Origin of the sequence: Propionispira raffinosivorans DSM 20765 (genome assembly GCF_000381065.1) — a bacterium.
In the GTDB taxonomy this organism is placed as follows: Bacteria; Bacillota; Negativicutes; order Selenomonadales; family Selenomonadaceae; genus Propionispira; species Propionispira raffinosivorans.
The window spans coordinates 129941-149462 of record NZ_KB905844.1; the positions used below are offsets into that span (position 1 = coordinate 129941).

The window sequence follows — 19522 nt, forward strand, 5'->3', positions numbered from 1 at the left end:
AATAATTTATGGATGAGGTGCGTTACTATGTTTCGTTTTTTGACGGCTGGAGAGTCTCACGGACAGTGCTTAACAGCAATTGTAGAAGGTATGCCAGCGGGACTGACAATTGATGTTGATGAAATCAATAAAGATATGGCACGCCGCCAACAAGGCTACGGCAGAGGCGGACGTATGTTAATTGAGACAGATAAAATGGAAATTCTTTCAGGTGTGCGTTTTGGCGAAACAATGGGAGATCCAGTTACAGTTAAAATTGCCAATAAAGATTGGGAAAATTGGACGGGGCGAATGTCAGTTTCAGGTAAACCAGAAGGACCTGTTGTAACAGCGGCACGTCCTGGTCATGCGGATTTAACTGGTATCAAAAAGTATGATCGCAACGATATTCGTGATATATTAGAACGTTCCAGCGCCCGAGAAACCGCAGCCAGAGTGGCTGTTGGTGGTTTGGCAAAACAACTTTTAAAAGCATGTGGAATGAAAATTGTGTCACAAGTTACGAATATTGGTGGAATTCAGATTGATGGGGCAAACACCGCATATGATACGTGGGGAAACAATCCATCCGATTTAAATTGTTATGATGATGCTATAGAAGAAAAAATGAAAGAGAAAATAAGACAGGCAAAAACCGATGGTGATACATTAGGGGGAATTTTTGAAATTGCCGTTTTAGGGGTTATGCCAGGATTAGGCAGTCATATCCAATGGGATCGACGTTTGGATGCAAGACTAAGCGGCGCCTTAATGTCGATTCAAGCCATTAAGGGGGTAGAAATTGGTGCTGGATTTGAATATGCAAATCTACCAGGAAGTTTGGCTCACGATGAAATATTTTTAGATGAATCGCAGCATGTATATCGAAAAACGAATCATGCGGGTGGAATTGAAGGCGGTATGAGCAACGGTGAAGCAATTGTTGTACGAGCGGTAATGAAGCCGATACCAACATTAATGAAACCACTGCGTTCAATCGATATTAAGTCGAAAGAAGCCGTCCTAGCTTGCAAAGAACGCAGTGATGTTTGTGCAGTATCCGCAGCATCGGTCGTTGGCGAAGCGATGACCGCGATTGTAGTGGCGCAGGCACTTTTAGAAAAATTTGGCGGGGATTCCATTGGTGATTTAAAAGCAGCAATTGCACATTACCAAAAACGGATTTAAGGTACGTACGGATGAAAAATATTATTTTGATTGGGTTTATGGGAACAGGGAAGACGAGTACGGGGCGATTACTGGCAAGTCGCTTGGGTTACTCTTTTATCGATACGGATCATAAAATTGAAGTGGATCATAAAATAACTATAAAAGCTATGTTTGCAAAATACGGAGAAGCACATTTTCGCAAAAAAGAAGCTGAAACGATTCAAAAAGTTGCAAAGTATCGTAATGTTGTCATATCGACTGGTGGCGGTGCCGTTTTAAATCCTGCTAATTTGCAAATCTTACAAGAAAGCGGCATTGTTATTTCCTTAACCGCGGAGATCGATGTTATTCTAGATCGAACCGGTAGAAAATCATCACGTCCCTTACTTGCACTTGAAGACGTAACGCAACGCCGAGAAATGATTGTAAATTTATTGGATAGTAGAAAAGATCTTTATCAAAAAGCTAATCTTAGTATTGATACAAGTAATTTATCGCCGTTACAAGTGGTGGAGCAGATTTTACTATTTCTGCGGAAGGAGGTTGGTGCTCATGTGTAAGGTAATGGTTGATCTTAACGCAGAAAGTTATGAGATCCTTATTGGTACCAAACTAACAGAAAATATTAGAACATTTGTTTCGCAAGCGAATTTTTCTAAAACAGTTTTGGTCATTTCGGATAATAATGTTGGGCCGTTGTATGGCAATGCCTTATTAGACTTACTAAAACAAGCAGGGTTTCAAGCAGAAATCATTTTTGTGGTTCCAGGTGAAAGTTCAAAATCGCTGACGGTGGCTGATGGAATCTATACGAAAGCAATTGAACTTGGACTTGATCGCAAATCACCGATTGTGGCTTTGGGCGGTGGTGTTGTTGGTGATCTTGCGGGTTTTGTGGCGGCAACATATATGCGGGGTGTGCCCTTCATTCAGGTCCCGACAAGTTTACTAGCACAGGTAGATTCTAGCGTGGGCGGCAAGGTTGCCGTCAATCATCGGCTTGGCAAAAATTTAATTGGTGCATTCTATCAGCCAAGTGCAGTCTTTATGGACTTAGATATGCTGAAAACGCTGCCAAATCGTGAAATTTATACTGGCTTAGCTGAAATTATAAAATATGGTATTATTTATGATCAAGATTTTTTTTCTTATCTTGACCAGCACGCGAAAAAAATCCTTGCTTTGGAACCAACGGTTCTATCTCATATTATCCATCGTTCTTGTGAGATAAAAGCAAAGGTGGTAAGTCAAGACGAGAAAGAATCCGGTTTGCGGATTATTTTAAACTTTGGTCATACACTGGCACATGCTATTGAGAGTGAAACAAACTATGAAGTATATAATCATGGTGAAGCAGTCGCTATTGGTATGTATGGGGCGGCACGCCTCAGCTATAAATTAGGTTTGATCCAATCAACAGATGTAGATCGGGTAAAGAACATGCTGCAAAAATTTCATTTACCAATCAAAGCACAACAATGTACAGTAGATGGTTTATTTAAGAGTATATTCCATGATAAAAAAGCAGTTAATGGTAAAGTAAAATGGGTGTTGATGGAATCAATTGGAAAAGTCAGGACCATGACCGATATTGCGGATGCTCTAGTAAAAGAAGTTATGGTTGAAATCATCTTATAAGGCAGACAATAAATCGATAGAACATATGTTTATACTGGCTTTTAGTTAAGTTAAACTAAAAATACTTTTTTATAAAATATTTTTAATTTTCAAAGGAAAATCCAAGATTTTACAAGTATAATCAAAATTGTAAGGTAACACTTTACAACTACCCGTATCATAAAAATATAACACACAAAAAAGCAGGGCTATTGCTGTAGCCTTGCTTTTTTGTGTGTTAGAACACTGGAATCTATAACGAATCATAAATTTTATAGTGTTTCTTTTAACAAGCGAATAAATATTTTATATCCCATTCCTGACAAGCGGATAGGCGGCATTTCTTTAATGCATTATCTATAGTGTTGAATAAATTAAATTTTCTAACTTTTAATTGACAAAAATATATGGAACTGATATCATATCAAATATGGAACCGATTTCATAAAGGAGGATTTATACTATGCAGGATATTTGTATTGAAAGCCCACTTGCCGGTGAGCTGATTGAGTTGTCCCAGGTAAAGGATGCCGGATTTTCGAACGGTGCTATGGGAAGAGGTGCTGCTGTAAAGCCAATTGATGGTAAAGTATATGCACCTTTTGATGGTGTTGTAGAAGTCCTGTTTCCAACGATGCATGCGATTGGATTAAAATCGATGACCGGTATAGATATACTAATTCACATCGGTTTTGATACAGTGAAACTCGCGGGTCAGTATTTCACAGCACATGTGAAACAAGGTGACAAGATAAGCAAAGGACAAATGCTGGTTGAATTTGATCTGGCAGCGATTGAAAATGCAGGTTATGATACAACAACTGCCATCGTTGTAACCAATTCATCGGAGTATGCTATGATTACACTGCTATTAGGTGATACGATCATAAAATCAATAGGAGGGGAAACTAACGTGAAGGACAGTATACCAGACAACATGGCAAAGGAAGAATACGTTGCCGCCGAAATATTGAAATATATCGGTGGTAAGTCAAATATTCGTTCTGTAGAACATTGTGCCACCAGATTGCGTCTTATTTTGAAAGATAAGAGTCAGATCAATGAAAAGTCTATTGAAAATATTGATGGGGTAAAAGGACAATTTTTTGCGGCAGCACAGTTCCAGATTATTTTAGGAACAGGCTTTGTTGATAAAGTCTATGCGGTTATTGTCCGTGATTCGGAAAGCTTAGCTGGCAGCAGTAATAATGAAACAGCTTACCAAGAGATGACAATGCTGCAAAAAATTTCAAGAACACTGGGCGATGTTTTCGTACCAATCATACCAGTACTTGTAGCTACTGGTATTTTTATGGGATTGCGTGGAATGGCGCAGAGTTTAGGAATACAGTTCAGTGAAAATTTTTTACGAATGTCACAAATTCTTACCGATACGGCTTTTGCTTTTTTACCGGCGCTCGTTACGTGGTCTACAATGAAAAAATTTGGTGGTACACCTGTTATTGGGATTGTGCTTGGTCTTATGCTGGTTGCGCCACAATTACCGAATGCATATGCGGTAGCAAGTGGGGATGCACAGGTTATTTCAATGAGTATTTTTGGTCTTACCGTTCCGGTTGTAGGTTATCAAGGGTCTGTTTTACCCGCCCTGGTACTCGGAATTCTTGCGGCAAAATTGCAGAAATGGTTTAAATCTTTTGTGCCAGATGTACTTGATCTTATTATAACTCCATTTATGACATTATTCATTTCAATGCTTATTGGCATTCTTGTTGTTGGTCCAATTATGCATTCCGTTGAGTCTAATATATTTAGTGCAGTTAAGGCATTCTTGGATTTACCGTTTGGCCTTGGCGGTCTTGTTGTTGGCGGCTTACATCAGGTAATTGTTGTAACTGGTGTACATCATGTATTCAATGCACTCGAAATAGAACTTTTGGCTACGACTGGACAAGATGCTTTTAATGCAATTATTACTGGTGCGATTGTGGCACAAGGCGGGGCAGCTTTAGCAGTCGCTTTGAAAACAAAAAATCCTAAAAAACGTTCCTTATATATTTCATCTGTCATTCCAGCCTTTCTTGGTATTACGGAACCAGCTATCTTTGGGATTAATCTCCGTTTTGTCAAACCTTTTATTTATGCATTAATAGGCGGCGCTGCTGCTGGTATGGCTGCAAGTCTCATGCATCTTGCCGGCACTGGAATGGGCATTACTGTTATTCCGGGAACACTTTTATACATGAATCATTTACTCGAGTACCTTTTTGTTAATGCAATCGGTTTTGGTGTAGCATTTACGCTTACGTTCATGCTGTTTAAGCAGAGTGAATGAATGGTGTTGCTTTATTTTTTAGTAAACCGGTTCCATATAAAAGCTTGATGAAGCCAGTAATAACTTAATTCTTCCATTTTAAATGCATGCAGAACAATTTTGTGTGGCAGGGCTTTCCTTTTTTTTGACGAATATTTGTAATAAAGAATATTATCAGATTTTTGGAAAAGCACAGGAGGATTTTCATGGATAGTAAGTATACGATTCAAGATATAGCAGATATGGCAAAGGTTTCTAAAAGTACCGTATCACGTTATTTAAATCAGGGATATATAAGCCAAGAGAAAATGGATAAAATAAAAGAAGTTATTCAAGAAACGGGCTTTCAATCGAATTTTTTTGCTAAACGTCTGAAAATGAAGCAAAGCAAGCTAATTGGCATAATTTTGCCACGTATGGATTCTGTAACGGTTGGAAAACTTCTGGAAGGAGTGAATCGTATCCTGGAACCGGAAGGGTACCAAGGACTCATTCTTGTAAGTGACTTAAAAAAGCAAAAAGAAATTTGCAATATAAGCAATCTACAACAACAGGGTGTTGATGGTATTATTATTGATTCTTTAGGTATTACCCGCGGGCATTTGCAGTTGCTGAAGACATTTGATATTCCAGTTGTTTTTACGGGACAGCAGCACACTGCGGTTCATTACGTCAAAATTGATGATGAGGGAGCTGGTCGTCTTATGGGATCTTATGTACGACAAAAAGGACATCATCATGTAGTGTTTGCCGGAGTAACAAATATGGATCGTGCGGTTGGCATTGAACGCAAACAGGGATTTATTGATGCATTTATGGAAAATCATCCAAAAGCAAAAGTTGATTTTGTCAAAACCGGTTTTAGTTTTGAATCAGCCTATGCAAGTGGTAGTGAAATTCTCGCCTTTAAACCAACGGCGGTGATTTGTGCTACTGATAATATAGGGTTGGGTGTTCTGCGATATTTGCATGAACAAAAAATTAAAGTACCACAGGAAATATCAGTAGCTGGTTTTGGGGGCTATGCAGTAGGGGTTGTGTCTTATCCGGCACTTACGACGGTAGCCTTTGACTATGAACTTGTAGGTATGAAAACGGCTCAAGGGCTGTTGGATCTTATCGCAGGTAAAAAAATGGAATCACAAAGTAATTTACCGTTGTCATTTATAGAGAGAGAAAGCGTTTGCGGGAGGCAAAGAGATGGTATGGACAAAGACAGAATATAAAGAAAAAATCATAGCTGCTTTGCCAATGAAACACTTTTGGCATAATCGATTTCATATAGAAATGCCATTTGGCTTGATCAACGATCCAAATGGCTTGAGTTTTTATCAGGGAGAATATCATATTTTTTATCAATGGAATCCTTATAGCTGTGAACATAAACATAAAAGTTGGGGTTATATAAAGACAACTGATTTTGTGCATTATACGATTCCAGGTCTGGCTTTAGTACCTGGTGAATCTTTTGATAAGGATGGCTGTTATACGGGCTGTGGGTTTGTGGATGAAGATAAATTACAATTTGTGTATACTGGTAATGTGAAAAATGATAAAAATGAGCGTGAATCTTATCAATGTCTGGGCAGCCTGCAAGTAGATGGTACGATCAAAAAAGAGGGTGTCCTTATTGCAAAGCAGCCCAGTGGATATACAGCCCATTTTCGTGACCCTTATATATTTTATCGTGCGGGCGAACAATACATGGTTCTTGGTATTCAAACTGAAGCGCTGAAAGGTCGTGTGGTTTTATATCATAAAAAAGCAGGGTGTTGGGAATTTTTCGGTGAAATCAAGACAAGCTTAGGTGATTTTGGGTATATGTGGGAATGTCCGAATATGCTGCGTTTTGCCGATGTTGATGTACTGCTTTTTTCGCCGCAAGGACTTCCAGCAAAGGAGACCAAGTGGCAGAATCTCTATCAGACCGGCTATATAGCTGGGAATTTGAATTTGTCGACTATAGAGTTTAAACATGGAAACTTTGAGGAGGTTGATATGGGGTTTGATTTTTATGCACCTCAAGTCTTTGAAGCGAACGGTCGCCATTTAATGCTTGGCTGGATTGGAATGCCAGATTGTAGTGAGGACTATCCAACAAGCAATAAAGGCTGGATGTTTGCTTTAACGATGATGCGGGAGCTTACTATGAAAAATGGGCGGCTTTATCAACAGCCTATCCATGAAATTGAAAAGTTACGAGGCGATAAAATAGAAATTTCCAGACGGGAATTTACCAAATATCAAGGTGAGTTGCCACGCGGCTCAGAGATTTTATTGGATCTAGTACTTGGTGAAGCTAAGCAGATTAAGCTAGAGTTCTATTTTGCATTGGAAAAAATCACTTTTTCGTATGATCGGCAAAAAAAACTATTCTGTATTGATCGTAATAAAATGAAGCTTGGGGGAAAAGGCATACGGAAATTCAAATTGGCGGCAGAAGCTAATTTACGCTTACATTTCTTTATTGATCGTACAGTAATTGAACTATTTTGCCAAGACGGAGAAAAAACAGCTACCTTAATGTATTTTCCGGAAGACGATTGCAGTTGCCAGCTAGTAATTCAGGCGGATGATATCATAACATCCGTTCAGGGATCGATTTGGCATATGGGATGTATTGAATATAAATAAAAAATCGCACAGAGAAAGAATCTGTGCGATGAAAAAAGGAATTAAACTTACAACTTCAATACTTTGAAAATCGAGATTAATATATGGAGAAGTATCAATCTCAAGATTTATAATAGAGCATATTTGTGATGATTTTATGAAGAAAATATGAATATTTTATGAATTTTAAATTAACTGCACAATATAAAGCTTCCTCTTGATATTCAAGAATGTATCATACAAAAAGTAGGATCAGTTTATTAAATAACAGATAAAATTGGTGATCATAAATGGTCGCCTTTTTTATTTTGCCTTGGAGTGATATACTGGAATAAAATCCATATGTAAAGCGAGGTTATTATGAAAATTACAATGTTAGTGGATAATAACACGATTATAGATTCATATTATGTAGGAGAACCTGCGGTATCTTATTTTATTGAAGAATCCGGGCATAAATATTTATTTGATGCAGGTTACTCTGATGTCTTTTTACAAAATGCAGAGGCCATGAATATTTCGCTTGATGATCTTTCAGGCGTCATTTTATCACATGGACATAATGATCATACTAGAGGTTTAACATATTTAGTCAAACAGAAGTTTCAAAACATGTTAGCGAAGCCAAGTTTAATTGCCCATCCAGAAGTATTTTTGACAAGGTCTGAAAATGGTGCCGAGATTGGCTGCCCAATTAAAAAAAGTGTATTAGAAAAATATTTTTCGTTTAATTTAAGCCGCAAGCCACTTTGGCTTACGGATCGCCTGGTTTTCTTAGGCGAAATTGAACGGTTAAATGATTTTGAAGCAAAAAATCCAGTGGGGACGTTTCAAGAAGATCTTAAAAATATCCCTGATTATGTTATGGATGATAGTGCTCTAGTGTATCGAGCTAAAAATGGTTTGGTTATCATAGCGGGCTGTTCGCATTCTGGAATATGCAATATCATTGAACAGGCGAAAAAAGTTTGTCAGGAAGAACGCGTGATTAATGTTATCGGAGGTTTTCATCTTTTACATACAGCACCTGAGCGCATGCAAAGAACATGTGATTATTTTAGAGCGTTACAACCTGTTGAAGTTTATGCAGCACATTGTACGGACCTTAATGCTAAAATAGCACTTTCAGCTGTGACATCAGTAAAAGAGGCAGGCGTAGGTGTAGAGTTATACTATGAATAAAATATTAAGTTGCGAAGTTAGCATATAAAACGGTCTTTTTTTATTTGTTTTTAGCGGTAGTGCCTACATTGTAGACTGGATTTTTTGCATAAAAAGAGCCTACCCATTAGCCGCAGAACTGAGGGCAGGCTTTTGCACTTTCGACTTGCTTGGTACAAATGAGAAATGCAAGTCCATTATAACATACAAATAATATAAAATAATAGTTGATAAATTATTAATTTTTTCATTTAAAGCATGAATTTACTAGTACCACAAGAAGAAAAAAGAGTAACAAAGTTACGTTTATTTCTTCTTGTGGGCATCACCCCGATTTTGGGGTAATATTGACCGCCTACCGTATAATGTAGTACCTTGAAACATAACAACATAATATGGATGAAGATACAAAAAAGTATTCAGCGGTATAGCCTGTAAGCCGAAAGGCAAGATCCGGTTGGAAAAGAATATAACCACCAAATCGGGTGGCAGCTACCATTTCGGGTGGCATCAAAGTATTGAATCAATAAATAATACATTTTCTAGTCTGCTTTCATGCAAAAGATAACGCTTATATAACGAATTTTCCCTGAAATTTGACAATGAATTGGTAAAGTGTTAATATGAATTCGTAAAGTTAATATAAAACAGTCTTTGAGGCGGGGTGTGATTCCCTACCGGCGGTATAGCCCGCAAGCCGAAAGGCAAGATCCGGTTTGATTCCGGAGCCGACAGTATAGTCTGGATGAGAAAAGACAAAAATTTAGAATGCATTTGTGATGTAGTTTTTTTGTATATGCGTTTTGGAGGCTGTTAAAAAGAGAAATCTTTTTGGCAGCTTTTTTAGTGGAAAAGTGGGGCGATGAAATGCAGCATGAAGATTATATGAGACAGGCACTGATGTTAGCTCGCTATGCTGAGGGGCGGACGAGTCCGAATCCTTTAGTTGGTGCCGTGATTGTAAAAGAAGGACGTATTGTAGGCCAGGGCTGGCATAAAAAAGCAGGTACACCGCATGCAGAGATCCATGCTTTGGCACAAGCTGGTGCAGCAGCCAAAGGCGCAACGATTTATGTAACACTGGAACCATGTTCCCATTACGGGCGCACACCGCCCTGTAGCAAAGCGTTGATTGAAGCTGGTATTGGGCGGGTGGTAATTGCCATGAAAGATCCAAATCCTCTGGTGGCGGGACGCGGCATACAGATGCTTCGTGATGCTGGGATAGAAGTGATAGATGGAATTTTAAAACAAGAAGCCATTGAGCTGAATGAGGTCTTCTTGAAATGGATTATGACAAAACAGCCATTTATTATCTTGAAAACAGCAATGACTTTAGATGGCAAAATTGCAACCTGCACGGGAAATTCTCAGTGGATTACAAATGAAAAATCGCGTGAGCGTGTACATAAAATGCGAGATTTATATGATGGTATTCTTGTTGGCATTGGAACGGTTTTGGCAGATAACCCAAGTCTAACGACAAGACTGCCAGGCATAAAAGGGGAAAACCCAATTCGGATTATCGTTGATAGTAAAGCGCGCACACCGCTTACAGCTCAGGTGGTGACGGATCATGCGGCGCAAACAATCATTGCTGTGACACAAGAAGCACCGCAAATTCGAGTTGAAGCACTCAGGCAGTCAGGAGTAGAAGTTTTAGTTGTTAATGATGGCACGCAGGTTGATTTGAAGATTTTGTTCCGTAAATTGGGTGAACGTGCTATCAGCAGTATTTTCGTTGAAGGTGGTGCAACCATCAATTATTCATTGATTTCTGAACATCTTGTTGATAAAATCCATGTCTTTATTGCTCCTAAACTGGTTGGTGGTAAAGATGCAGTAACAGCTTTTGAAGGTAGTGGAATTGAGAATTTACAGGATGCATTTTTACTTAAAAAGATGCAGACGGAACTGATAGATGGTGACATTTTAATTAGCGGTTATGCTAAATAGAAAGTGAGGAATTCTATGTTTACCGGAATAGCAGAAGAACTTGGAAAAATAAAGGCAATGGATTTCGCTGCGAAGTCTGTTAAGATTACAATCGAAGCAAAAAAAGTACTAGTCGGGTTAAAGATTGGTGACAGTATTTCTGTCAATGGAACTTGCTTGACGGTTGTGAGTTTTACGCAGCATAACTTTACGGCAGATGTAATGCCAGAGACAGTAAAGTCAACCGTGCTTTCTCAACTTAAAAATGGCAGTGTCGTGAATCTGGAACCAGCACTTATGCTGACGAGTCGTTTGGGCGGGCATATGGTGAGTGGACATGTTGATGGGTTGGGAACTATTATCGGCATTGAAAAAGATGAGAATGCCATTGTATTTACGATTGATGTTAAGGCAGATATTGCTAAATATATTGTTAAAAAAGGGTCAGTGGCGATCGATGGCATAAGCCTCACGGTTGTTGATTGTACTTCGCATTGCTTTAAGGTATCGTTAATACCTCATACTGCTGAAGTTACAGCATTTGGTGTGAAAAAAATCGGTGATATTGTAAATATTGAAACAGATATGGTTGGAAAATATATTGAACGATTTTTAACATATCACGAAGATACAAAATCGTCGCCAGAAACAAAAATAACAACGGATTTTTTACAAAAATACGGGTTTTAAAGAGGAGAGTTCAGTTATGGGATTTAGTAAAATAGAAGATGCAATTGAAGATATCAGACAGGGGAAAATGATTGTTGTAGTAGATGATGAAGATCGAGAAAATGAAGGGGATGTCATTATTGCTGCGGATAAAGTAACACCGGAAGCAATTAACTTTATGGCAACTTATGCGCGTGGCTTGATTTGTATGCCGATCGATGGGGAACGTTTAGATGCTCTGGATGTTGGTCCAATGGTTGCCAATAATACCGATAATCATGAAACAGCCTTTACTGTTTCTGTCGATGCCTATGATACCGAAACGGGAATTTCTGCTTATGAAAGGGCACAGACTGTCAAAGCTGTTTTAGACCCAGCGACAAAACCGACAGGGCTGCGTCGTCCAGGCCATGTATTTCCGTTACGCTCTGTTGACGGTGGTGTGTTAAGACGAACCGGTCATACAGAAGCGGCTGTCGACATGGCAACATTGGCAGGATTTTCTCCTGCCGGGGTAATCTGCGAAATTATGAATGATGATGGACATATGGCGCGTATACCGGATTTGATGAAATTTGTTGAGAAACATGATTTGAAATTAATTACGATTACAGATTTAATTAAATATCGCAAAAGTACGGAAAATTTCATTCATAAAGTAGCAGAAACAAAATTTCCGAGTAAATATGGTCAGTTTAAATTGATTGCGTACGAAAATGATTTAGATAATAAATGCCATATTGCAATTGTTAAGGGCGATATTAAAGGGAAAGAAAATGTTTTAGTCCGTGTTCATTCGGAATGTTTGACGGGAGATGCACTCGGCTCCATGCGCTGCGATTGTGGTGATCAATTGGCAATGGCTTTAAAGCGTATTGAAGCAGAAGGCACGGGAGTTGTGCTTTATATGCGTCAAGAAGGCCGCGGAATCGGTTTGGCTAATAAAATTCGTGCCTATGCACTCCAAGATCAAGGCAAAGATACAGTGGAAGCGAATTTGCTTTTAGGTTTTGCACCAGACTTGCGGGATTATGGGATCGGAGCACAAATTTTAGTGGATCTTGGACTCACCAGTATTCGGTTATTGACAAATAATCCAGCAAAAAGAGCTGGACTGGAAGGATATGGACTGGAAATTGTCGAAAGAGTACCATTAGAAATAAAATCCAATAAATTCAATAAGAAATATTTGAATATCAAAAAAGTGAAAATGGGGCATATTTTAAAAGATGAGTAGGAGGATTTTAGTATGGCAAATGTAATTGAAGGAAAACTGCTTGCAGAGGGATTGAAATTTGGGATTGTGGTGTCTAGATTCAATGAATTTATTACGAGTAAATTATTATCAGGTGCTCTTGATGCGTTAAAACGTCATGGTGCTAAAGATATAGATGTGGATGTTGCTTGGGTTCCCGGAGCCTTTGAAATTCCGCTTGCCGCAAAAAAAATGGCGGAAAGCACAAAATATCATGCTGTGATTTGCCTTGGTGCAGTCATTCGTGGGTCGACGTCTCATTATGACTATGTTTGCAGCGAAGTTTCGAAAGGTGTTGCAACCGTTGGTTTATCAACGGGCGTTCCGACGATTTTCGGCGTGGTAACAACAGAAAATATTGAACAGGCAATTGAACGTGCTGGTACAAAAGCTGGTAATAAAGGTACAGATGCAGCTGTTTCAGCAATTGAAATGGCCAACTTGTTCAGAAATCTTTAATTTTTCAAGATATAGGGGCGACAAAATGACGGTAAATCAAACGATTATCGCATTGAAACTGAAATAAGAAAAAAGTAAGTTGATATGTCATTTGCATATCAACTTACTTTTATTTAGGAGGATTTTATGAAAGATCATTTAATAAAAGCAACAGCCAATGGTATTAGAGCTTATGCAGCAGTCACTACAGAGCTTGTCGCAGAAGCTGCAACTCGTCATGACTGTTATCCGATTGCTGCCGCAGCTTTAGGACGGACAATGACGGGGGGGCTTTTACTCGCGGCAAATTTGAAAAACAAGGAATGCCTGACTGTTAAATTTGCGGGGGATGGTCCGCTGGGCAATGTTGTTGCTGATGCAAGTTCAGAAGGATTTGTGCGTGGTTATGTGGATCAACCGCATGTGGACTTACCGCTCAATAATGGTAAGCTGGCCGTCGGGGAAGCAGTAGGACATGGTATTGTATCCGTTACGCGTTTTACCGGTCTTAAAGAAGCCGTGACGGGAAGTTCTGAGATTTTGACTGGTGAAATTGCCGAAGACTTTACCCAATATCTTTATACGTCAGAACAAACCCCTAGTAGTATTGGTTTAGGCGTTTTAGTGAGTCCTGATCTAAAAGTTATTGCTGCCGGTGGATTTTTCATTCAAGCTCTGCCAGATGTCGAAGAAGCGATGCTTGATAAGCTTGAAGAAAACTTAAAGACGCTGCGACCTGTTTCAACCATGGTGCATGATGGCTTTGATGCAAAACAAATTATTGGAGCTATTTTTGCGGGAATGGATATTACGTATTTTGAGACGACAGATTTAACTTTTAAATGCCAATGTTCAAAACGCCGAATTGAAGAAGTTTTAATGAGTCTTGGCAAAAACGATCTTGCTTCCTTGGTTGATGATGGCAAAGCGGAAGTTTGCTGCCATTTCTGCGGGGAGAAATATCAATTTAACAAAGAAGAACTTACTGCTTTGTTTAATGTCAGCCAAATGGGGTGACATTGCAGCAACTCGATAAAAAAACATAAAAATAAGCGACCTAATCAAAATTAGGTCGCTTATTTTTATGATATATCATTCGATATTAATAGCACGGATTAAATCGCACGTGCAACTTTACCAGAACGTAAGCAACGAGTACAAACATTAATTCGTTTAACTTCACCACTAACTACAGCACGAACACGTTGGATATTAGGTTTCCAAGTCCGTTTTGTTTTTAAGTGAGAATGGCTGACGTTCATACCAGCTACTTCACCTTTTGCGCAAATTTCACAAACATTTGCCATGTAGTCCACCTCCTTTAAGTAAAGGACAGAGCTATCCTCATACGTAATACAAGTATTCTATCACAAAATTGGCATTGATTGCAAGAAGTTTTATAAATACTACCATAGATTGGAGACGAATACCAATCTATGGTAACACATTTCAGCGGGAAGGTAAACTAAATTTTTGCCAATGATCAGCAGTTCGCGTAGGTCATCTTTTTGGCGACCATTTCAAATGAAATTGGCGCTTGTTCATCATATGTTGGTATGATTGAATTATTAGGCTGAGCACTGCCAAAAAAATTCTGATAACAATCTTTCATGGAATACCAATAGTCGAGATTTGGCACATAAATATTTACTTTGATGATATTATATTTATTGCTGTGATGTCGGTCGAGTTTAATTTCCATTTGTTTTAATGTTTTATACGTTTGTTCACCTAGATTTGGACTAAAGGTACTCATTTGATTGGATATATAGATTACGTCGCTATGGACGACCGGCTCATCTTGATTCAGGCGCATAAAAACTCCTCATTTCCATGTTGACAACATACCGTAGACTTTCGTTGTCAAATAATATAATTCTATAGTAACTATTTTTCAGAGTATAGTAAATAGTATTTTGTCGGATTTTGTCGGATTGTAAAAAGTATACACGAATACAAAGAGCTTTAGTTGTAGATTGAGCCCATATTTGTTAAAATGAAGAATACGAATGTAAGTTCTTATTTTATGATAAATAATTTGGAGCAGAATAATGAATACAGATCTTGAGAAAAAAGTACAATATTTAAAAGGTGTAGGTCCGGTAAAAAGTAAAGCCTTAGTAAATCTAGGCATTACGACTGTATATGATTTGCTCACGCATTATCCGCGACGGTATGAAGATCGTAGTGTTATTACTAAACTTTCCGAAGCTAAGGTCGGCGAGACCGAGACGATCAGCGGTATTTTAGTAAATGTGACGGAGCATAATCCCCGGCGTGGATTGAAAATGTTGAAAGCCGTGGTTAATGATGGTTCAGGCTTTTTGCAAATGACTTGGTTCAACCAGCCTTTTATTAAGAAAAATCTAAAAATTGGTCGGCGAATCTTTGCCACAGGAAAAATGAATTACGCCTATGGTGGACAAGGTCAATTTGAGATGAATCATATTATTGACTATGAGATTGCCGATGAACAGCCTGAAGATAGACATAAGATCTTACCAGTTTATATGGCAACAGATGCCTTGCCACAAAAATTTTTACGTAAACTTATCGAGCAGGTTTTAGAGGAGTCTATCACGATTTCGGAAAATTTACCAAAACATTTGCAACTCGAATATCAATTGATGGATCGAAAAGAAGCTATATACAAAATTCACTTTCCTACGACAATGGAGGAAATGACAAAGGCTCGTTATCGGTTAGCATTCGAAGAACTTTATTTGATTCAGTGTGGTCTTTTGGTTTTGAAAAAACAAAGCCGTGATAAACAAAAAGGGATTCGACATTTAATGAATAGTACTTTATTAAACAAAGTGCTGCATAAAATTCCGTTTCAATTGACAACGGATCAAAAGTTGGTTCTGGAAGAAATTTATCATGATATGGAATCTAACCTGCCAATGCGGCGCTTAGTTCAGGGGGACGTTGGTTCAGGTAAGACCATTGTATCGGTTCTGGCGTTAGTAAAAACGATTGAAAATGGCTACCAGGGAGCGTTAATGGCGCCAACTGAAATTTTGGCAGAACAGCATCTTGCCAGCTTTACAAATTTACTCAATTCTTGTGGCATTCGAATTGGTTTTTTAAGCGGTAAACTTACGAAAAAAAATCGTGAATTAACACTGGGAAAAATTGCTGCTGGAGAAGTAGATCTTGTGATTGGTACACATGCACTCATTCAAGAAGCGGTTCAATTTAAAAATCTTGGACTGGTTGTGACGGATGAGCAGCATCGATTTGGAATCCGTCAGCGGGCCTTGTTAGAAGAAAAAGGTCAGCTTGTGCCGGATGTTTTAGTAATGACGGCAACGCCGATTCCACGAACCATGACACTTACTGTTTATGGTGATTTGGATGTATCTGTTATTAAACAACTGCCGCCGGGACGTAAACCGATACGGACGTTTGTCCGAACAAGCAATAAGCGAGACCTCATTTATCAGTTTGTTAAAGCAGAAATTACCAAAGGTCGGCAAGCGTATGTCGTTTGTCCTTTGATTGAAATGTCAGAGACGCTAAATGTACAATCCGCGACTGAGGTTTATGAGGAACTTACAAGTGGAATATTTCGGGATATAACTTGTGGACTTGTTCATGGGAAGCTTTCTTCCAAAGAAAAAGAGAAGATCATGTTGGACTTTCATGCGGGAAACATAAAACTACTCATTGCAACAACGGTGATAGAAGTTGGTGTCAATGTGCCAAATGCTAGTATTATGGTGATTGAAGGAGCCGATCGTTTTGGTCTGGCACAGCTTCATCAGCTGCGTGGACGAATCGGGCGTGGTCAATATCAGTCCTATTGTATTTTAATTGCCCAAGGGAAATCTGCTGTGGCAAAAGAACGGCTTGGCATTATGGAAAAGACGAATAGTGGATTTGCGCTGGCCGAAGAAGACTTAAAGTTGCGTGGGCCAGGTCAGTTTTTTGGCTCGATGCAGCATGGTTTGGCAGATTTGAAAATAGCCGATGTCTTGAATGATCTAGACATTTTATTAAAAGCTAGAGAAGCCGCATTGAAGACACTGGCGAGTGTGGATGATTTACGTTATATTTTAGAGATTTTATCCGTGCAGTATAAAGATCAGTTTATGAAGATTACGGATAATTAAAAAATAGCAATAGATTGTGCACTTATTTGAAAAACTGACCAATACTTTGTAAATCCTAAAAAAACATATTGATTTTTGGGATAGACTTGATATACAATATACATAAATCAAATATAGATCCTGTATAGGATGAAATAGAGGCGCGGAAAACAAAAGTATCTTTAGGGAGACTGGCAGCAATGAACTAAAGAGAAAGGGTTTTTCGCCGAAGTTTTGATATTGCCCCAATATCAGGACTGGATGAATATCGAATAGGTATTTGTCTGTCATCATTTTGATGGAGAGCTATCTCATCTGGAAAAATTTTTATTTTTCCTAAGGGCTGATGTGTTATAAACAGCTGATGAGAGATTTTCTCATTGGCTTTTTTATTAGCATAAATTTTGGAGGTGCATATTTTGGTTAGAGTAATGGTAAGCGGGGCTTGCGGAAAAATGGGACGATCTGTTTTAAATGCAGTACAGCAAGATCCACAATTAGAACTGGTTGGAGCTGTTGATTTAAATGCAGGCAGCGATATTGGAGATTTGATTGGTATACCTAAGACGGGAATTACCGTACAGGCAGATTTAGTAGAAGCAATTGTCTCGGCAAAACCAGATGTATTAGTTGATTTTACAAAACCAAGTGTTGTTTTTAGCAATGCTTGTATTGCCTTAAAACATAGAGTTTCTCCAGTTATTGGTACGACAGGTTTGTCGGATGAACATAAAGCTGAAATCAAAAATTTAGCAGAGAAAAATGATACTGCCGCTTTTATAGCTCCTAATTTTGCGATTGGAGCCATCTTAATGATGAAAATGGCGAAAGAAGCTGCGAAATATATGCCTCATGTAGAAATCATCGAATTGCATCATGATAATAAATTAGATGCACCATCCGGCACGGCTCTTGGTACGGTTGAGATGATTCGTGAAGTGCGTAAAAGTATGCAGCAGGGAAACCCAGATGAATTCGAAAAAGTTGCGGGGGCTCGTGGGGCGAATGTCGATGGAATTCATATCCATAGTGTTCGCTTGCCTGGCTACGTGGCGCATCAGGAAGTGATTTTTGGCGGGCTTGGTCAAACGTTGACCATTCGTCATGATTCGATTAATCGTGATTCTTTTATGCCGGGAGTTGTTCTTGCGTGTAAAAAAGTCAAAGGTTTACAGGGACTGGTTATAGGTTTAGAAAATTTATTAGATTGATGAAAACTGAGGGGGATTCATAACTATGGAAAAATATAATGTAGCAATATTGGGGGCAACTGGAGCCGTTGGGCAAGAGTTTTTGGATTTAATTGAAGAACGCAAGTTTCCTTTTGCTCAATTAAAACTATTAGCATCAAAACGCTCAGCTGGACAAATTATTCATTTTATGGGTAAAGATTATACGGTTGAAGAAGCAACAAAAGATTCTTTTAAAGATATCCACATTGCTTTGTTTGCCGGTGGTGCAGCGAGTAAGGAATTCGCTCCAGCTGCTGTTGAAGCAGGGGCCGTTGTTATTGATAATTCAAGTACTTTTCGGATGGACCCACAAGTTCCACTGATTGTTCCTGAAGTCAATCCCGAAATGATTAAAACTCACAAAGGTATTATTGCCAATCCGAACTGTTCTACGATTATCATGGTTATGGCACTCAAACCAATTTATGATCAGGTTAAGATCAAACGTGTTGTTGTATCAACTTATCAAGCTGTATCTGGTGGCGGAAAAGAAGCGATGGCGGAACTTGAAAATCAAGTGAAGTCCATTGCGAACGGTCAGGAAGTTGTAGCGAACATCTTACCTGGTGCAAGTTTGCCGAAACATTATCAGATTGCCTTTAATTTAATCCCGCAGATTGATGTATTTAAAGATAATTTATATACAAAAGAAGAAATGAAAATGATTGATGAAACTCATAAGATTATGAATGACTATGATATGGGTATTACAGCTACGACGATCCGCGTACCTGTATATCGCAGTCATGCCGAATCGGTTAATATCGAATTGGACGGCGAATTCAGCGTTCAAGAGGCCAAAAATGCGTTAGCAAAATTCCCTGGGGTTATTGTCGAAGATGATCCAGCTGAAATGATTTATCCAATGCCGCTTAATACATCCGGTAAAAATGATGTAGCAGTAGGTCGTATCCGTAAAGATTATTCAATTAAGAATGGTTTGAATTTATGGGTTGTTGGTGATCAAATTCGTAAGGGTGCTGCCTTGAATGCATTGCAGATCGCTGAATATATGATTGAGCATAAAATGTTTTAAGCGTTTAACTGATAAAATGCCAAAATTCAGTGTAAATAACTGGATTTT

Annotated in this window: 17 protein-coding genes and 2 riboswitches; of the genes, 15 read left to right on the forward strand and 2 right to left on the reverse strand. The window is 38.7% G+C overall.

From position 1 onward, the window contains the following. The first annotated feature begins 27 nt into the window (after positions 1-27). The 12 genes from aroC (at position 28) to hslO (ending at position 14129) form a co-directional block, all read left to right on the forward strand. Positions 28-1167, forward strand: a complete 1140-nt coding sequence (gene aroC / locus F606_RS0106640; protein ID WP_019553099.1) for a chorismate synthase — start codon at positions 28-30, stop codon at positions 1165-1167. An 11-nt stretch (positions 1168-1178) separates the two neighbouring features. Further along, on the forward strand, positions 1179-1709 hold the full coding sequence (locus tag F606_RS0106645) for a shikimate kinase (protein ID WP_019553100.1): 531 nt from the start codon (positions 1179-1181) through the stop codon (positions 1707-1709). Then, positions 1702-2787, forward strand: a complete 1086-nt coding sequence (gene aroB / locus F606_RS0106650; RefSeq protein WP_019553101.1) for a 3-dehydroquinate synthase — start codon at positions 1702-1704, stop codon at positions 2785-2787. The genes F606_RS0106645 and aroB overlap by 8 nt, the downstream gene beginning before the upstream one ends. Positions 2788-3229: 442 nt before the next feature. After that, on the forward strand, positions 3230-5062 hold the full coding sequence (locus F606_RS0106655; RefSeq protein ID WP_019553102.1) for a sucrose-specific PTS transporter subunit IIBC: 1833 nt from the start codon (positions 3230-3232) through the stop codon (positions 5060-5062). A 185-nt stretch (positions 5063-5247) separates the two neighbouring features. Then, on the forward strand, positions 5248-6267 hold the full coding sequence (locus F606_RS0106665) for a LacI family DNA-binding transcriptional regulator (RefSeq protein ID WP_019553104.1): 1020 nt from the start codon (positions 5248-5250) through the stop codon (positions 6265-6267). Then, a complete protein-coding gene (locus F606_RS0106670; protein WP_019553105.1) occupies positions 6242-7675 on the forward strand; it encodes a glycoside hydrolase family 32 protein in 1434 nt (477 codons plus the stop codon). The genes F606_RS0106665 and F606_RS0106670 overlap by 26 nt, the downstream gene beginning before the upstream one ends. 339 nt (positions 7676-8014) lie before the next feature. After that, positions 8015-8836 (forward strand): MBL fold metallo-hydrolase, encoded by an 822-nt coding sequence (locus F606_RS0106675; RefSeq protein WP_019553106.1) that lies wholly within the window; start codon positions 8015-8017, stop codon positions 8834-8836. A 625-nt stretch (positions 8837-9461) separates the two neighbouring features. Continuing rightward, positions 9462-9576: riboswitch (FMN riboswitch) on the forward strand. A 106-nt stretch (positions 9577-9682) separates the two neighbouring features. Next, a complete protein-coding gene (gene ribD, locus F606_RS0106680; RefSeq protein WP_026329285.1) occupies positions 9683-10771 on the forward strand; it encodes a bifunctional diaminohydroxyphosphoribosylaminopyrimidine deaminase/5-amino-6-(5-phosphoribosylamino)uracil reductase RibD in 1089 nt (362 codons plus the stop codon). A 15-nt stretch (positions 10772-10786) separates the two neighbouring features. After that, the gene (gene ribE, locus F606_RS0106685) at positions 10787-11440 is read left to right on the forward strand and encodes a riboflavin synthase (RefSeq protein ID WP_019553108.1); all 654 of its coding nucleotides are present in this window, start codon (positions 10787-10789) and stop codon (positions 11438-11440) included. 16 nt (positions 11441-11456) lie between these two features. Then, complete coding sequence (locus tag F606_RS0106690; protein ID WP_019553109.1) at positions 11457-12656, forward strand: bifunctional 3,4-dihydroxy-2-butanone-4-phosphate synthase/GTP cyclohydrolase II; 1200 nt, start codon at positions 11457-11459, stop codon at positions 12654-12656. Between the two features lie 12 nt (positions 12657-12668). Next, entirely contained in the window at positions 12669-13133 is a 465-nt protein-coding gene (gene ribH / locus F606_RS0106695; protein WP_019553110.1) for a 6,7-dimethyl-8-ribityllumazine synthase, read from the forward strand. A gap of 126 nt (positions 13134-13259) precedes the next feature. Further along, positions 13260-14129 carry an Hsp33 family molecular chaperone HslO gene (gene hslO / locus F606_RS0106700; protein WP_019553111.1) on the forward strand — a complete coding sequence of 290 codons (870 nt, stop codon included), beginning with the start codon at positions 13260-13262 and terminating at the stop codon, positions 14127-14129. A gap of 98 nt (positions 14130-14227) precedes the next feature. Here hslO and rpmB read toward each other — a convergent pair whose 3' ends face one another. Both rpmB and F606_RS0106710 read right to left on the reverse strand, forming a co-directional pair. Continuing rightward, the gene (rpmB, locus tag F606_RS0106705; protein WP_019553112.1) at positions 14228-14419 is read right to left on the reverse strand and encodes a 50S ribosomal protein L28; all 192 of its coding nucleotides are present in this window, start codon (positions 14417-14419) and stop codon (positions 14228-14230) included. A gap of 176 nt (positions 14420-14595) precedes the next feature. Then, positions 14596-14928, reverse strand: a complete 333-nt coding sequence (locus F606_RS0106710; protein ID WP_019553113.1) for a RidA family protein — start codon at positions 14926-14928, stop codon at positions 14596-14598. Between the two features lie 235 nt (positions 14929-15163). Here F606_RS0106710 and recG point away from each other — a divergent pair, with 235 nt between their 5' ends. The 3 genes from recG (at position 15164) to F606_RS0106725 (ending at position 19474) form a co-directional block, all read left to right on the forward strand. Continuing rightward, on the forward strand, positions 15164-17227 hold the full coding sequence (gene recG, locus F606_RS0106715; protein ID WP_019553114.1) for an ATP-dependent DNA helicase RecG: 2064 nt from the start codon (positions 15164-15166) through the stop codon (positions 17225-17227). Positions 17228-17354: 127 nt separating this feature from the next. Beyond that, positions 17355-17523: riboswitch (Lysine riboswitch) on the forward strand. A gap of 102 nt (positions 17524-17625) precedes the next feature. After that, the gene (dapB, locus tag F606_RS0106720) at positions 17626-18417 is read left to right on the forward strand and encodes a 4-hydroxy-tetrahydrodipicolinate reductase (RefSeq protein WP_019553115.1); all 792 of its coding nucleotides are present in this window, start codon (positions 17626-17628) and stop codon (positions 18415-18417) included. A gap of 25 nt (positions 18418-18442) precedes the next feature. Then, a complete protein-coding gene (locus F606_RS0106725; protein ID WP_019553116.1) occupies positions 18443-19474 on the forward strand; it encodes an aspartate-semialdehyde dehydrogenase in 1032 nt (343 codons plus the stop codon). The last annotated feature ends 48 nt before the right edge of the window (positions 19475-19522 follow it).

Bases quoted from the DNA above. Each gene is read 5' to 3' on its own strand.
- aroC (WP_019553099.1), top strand. From the start codon at position 28: ATGTTTCGTTTTTTGACGGCTGGAGAGTCTCACGGACAGTGCTTAACA.
- F606_RS0106645 (WP_019553100.1), top strand. From the start codon at position 1,179: ATGAAAAATATTATTTTGATTGGGTTTATGGGAACAGGGAAGACGAGT.
- aroB (WP_019553101.1), top strand. From the start codon at position 1,702: ATGTGTAAGGTAATGGTTGATCTTAACGCAGAAAGTTATGAGATCCTT.
- F606_RS0106655 (WP_019553102.1), top strand. From the start codon at position 3,230: ATGCAGGATATTTGTATTGAAAGCCCACTTGCCGGTGAGCTGATTGAG.
- F606_RS0106665 (WP_019553104.1), top strand. From the start codon at position 5,248: ATGGATAGTAAGTATACGATTCAAGATATAGCAGATATGGCAAAGGTT.
- F606_RS0106670 (WP_019553105.1), top strand. From the start codon at position 6,242: ATGGTATGGACAAAGACAGAATATAAAGAAAAAATCATAGCTGCTTTG.
- F606_RS0106675 (WP_019553106.1), top strand. From the start codon at position 8,015: ATGAAAATTACAATGTTAGTGGATAATAACACGATTATAGATTCATAT.
- ribD (WP_026329285.1), top strand. From the start codon at position 9,683: ATGCAGCATGAAGATTATATGAGACAGGCACTGATGTTAGCTCGCTAT.
- ribE (WP_019553108.1), top strand. From the start codon at position 10,787: ATGTTTACCGGAATAGCAGAAGAACTTGGAAAAATAAAGGCAATGGAT.
- F606_RS0106690 (WP_019553109.1), top strand. From the start codon at position 11,457: ATGGGATTTAGTAAAATAGAAGATGCAATTGAAGATATCAGACAGGGG.
- ribH (WP_019553110.1), top strand. From the start codon at position 12,669: ATGGCAAATGTAATTGAAGGAAAACTGCTTGCAGAGGGATTGAAATTT.
- hslO (WP_019553111.1), top strand. From the start codon at position 13,260: ATGAAAGATCATTTAATAAAAGCAACAGCCAATGGTATTAGAGCTTAT.
- rpmB (WP_019553112.1), bottom strand. From the start codon at position 14,419: ATGGCAAATGTTTGTGAAATTTGCGCAAAAGGTGAAGTAGCTGGTATG.
- F606_RS0106710 (WP_019553113.1), bottom strand. From the start codon at position 14,928: ATGCGCCTGAATCAAGATGAGCCGGTCGTCCATAGCGACGTAATCTAT.
- recG (WP_019553114.1), top strand. From the start codon at position 15,164: ATGAATACAGATCTTGAGAAAAAAGTACAATATTTAAAAGGTGTAGGT.
- F606_RS0106725 (WP_019553116.1), top strand. From the start codon at position 18,443: ATGGAAAAATATAATGTAGCAATATTGGGGGCAACTGGAGCCGTTGGG.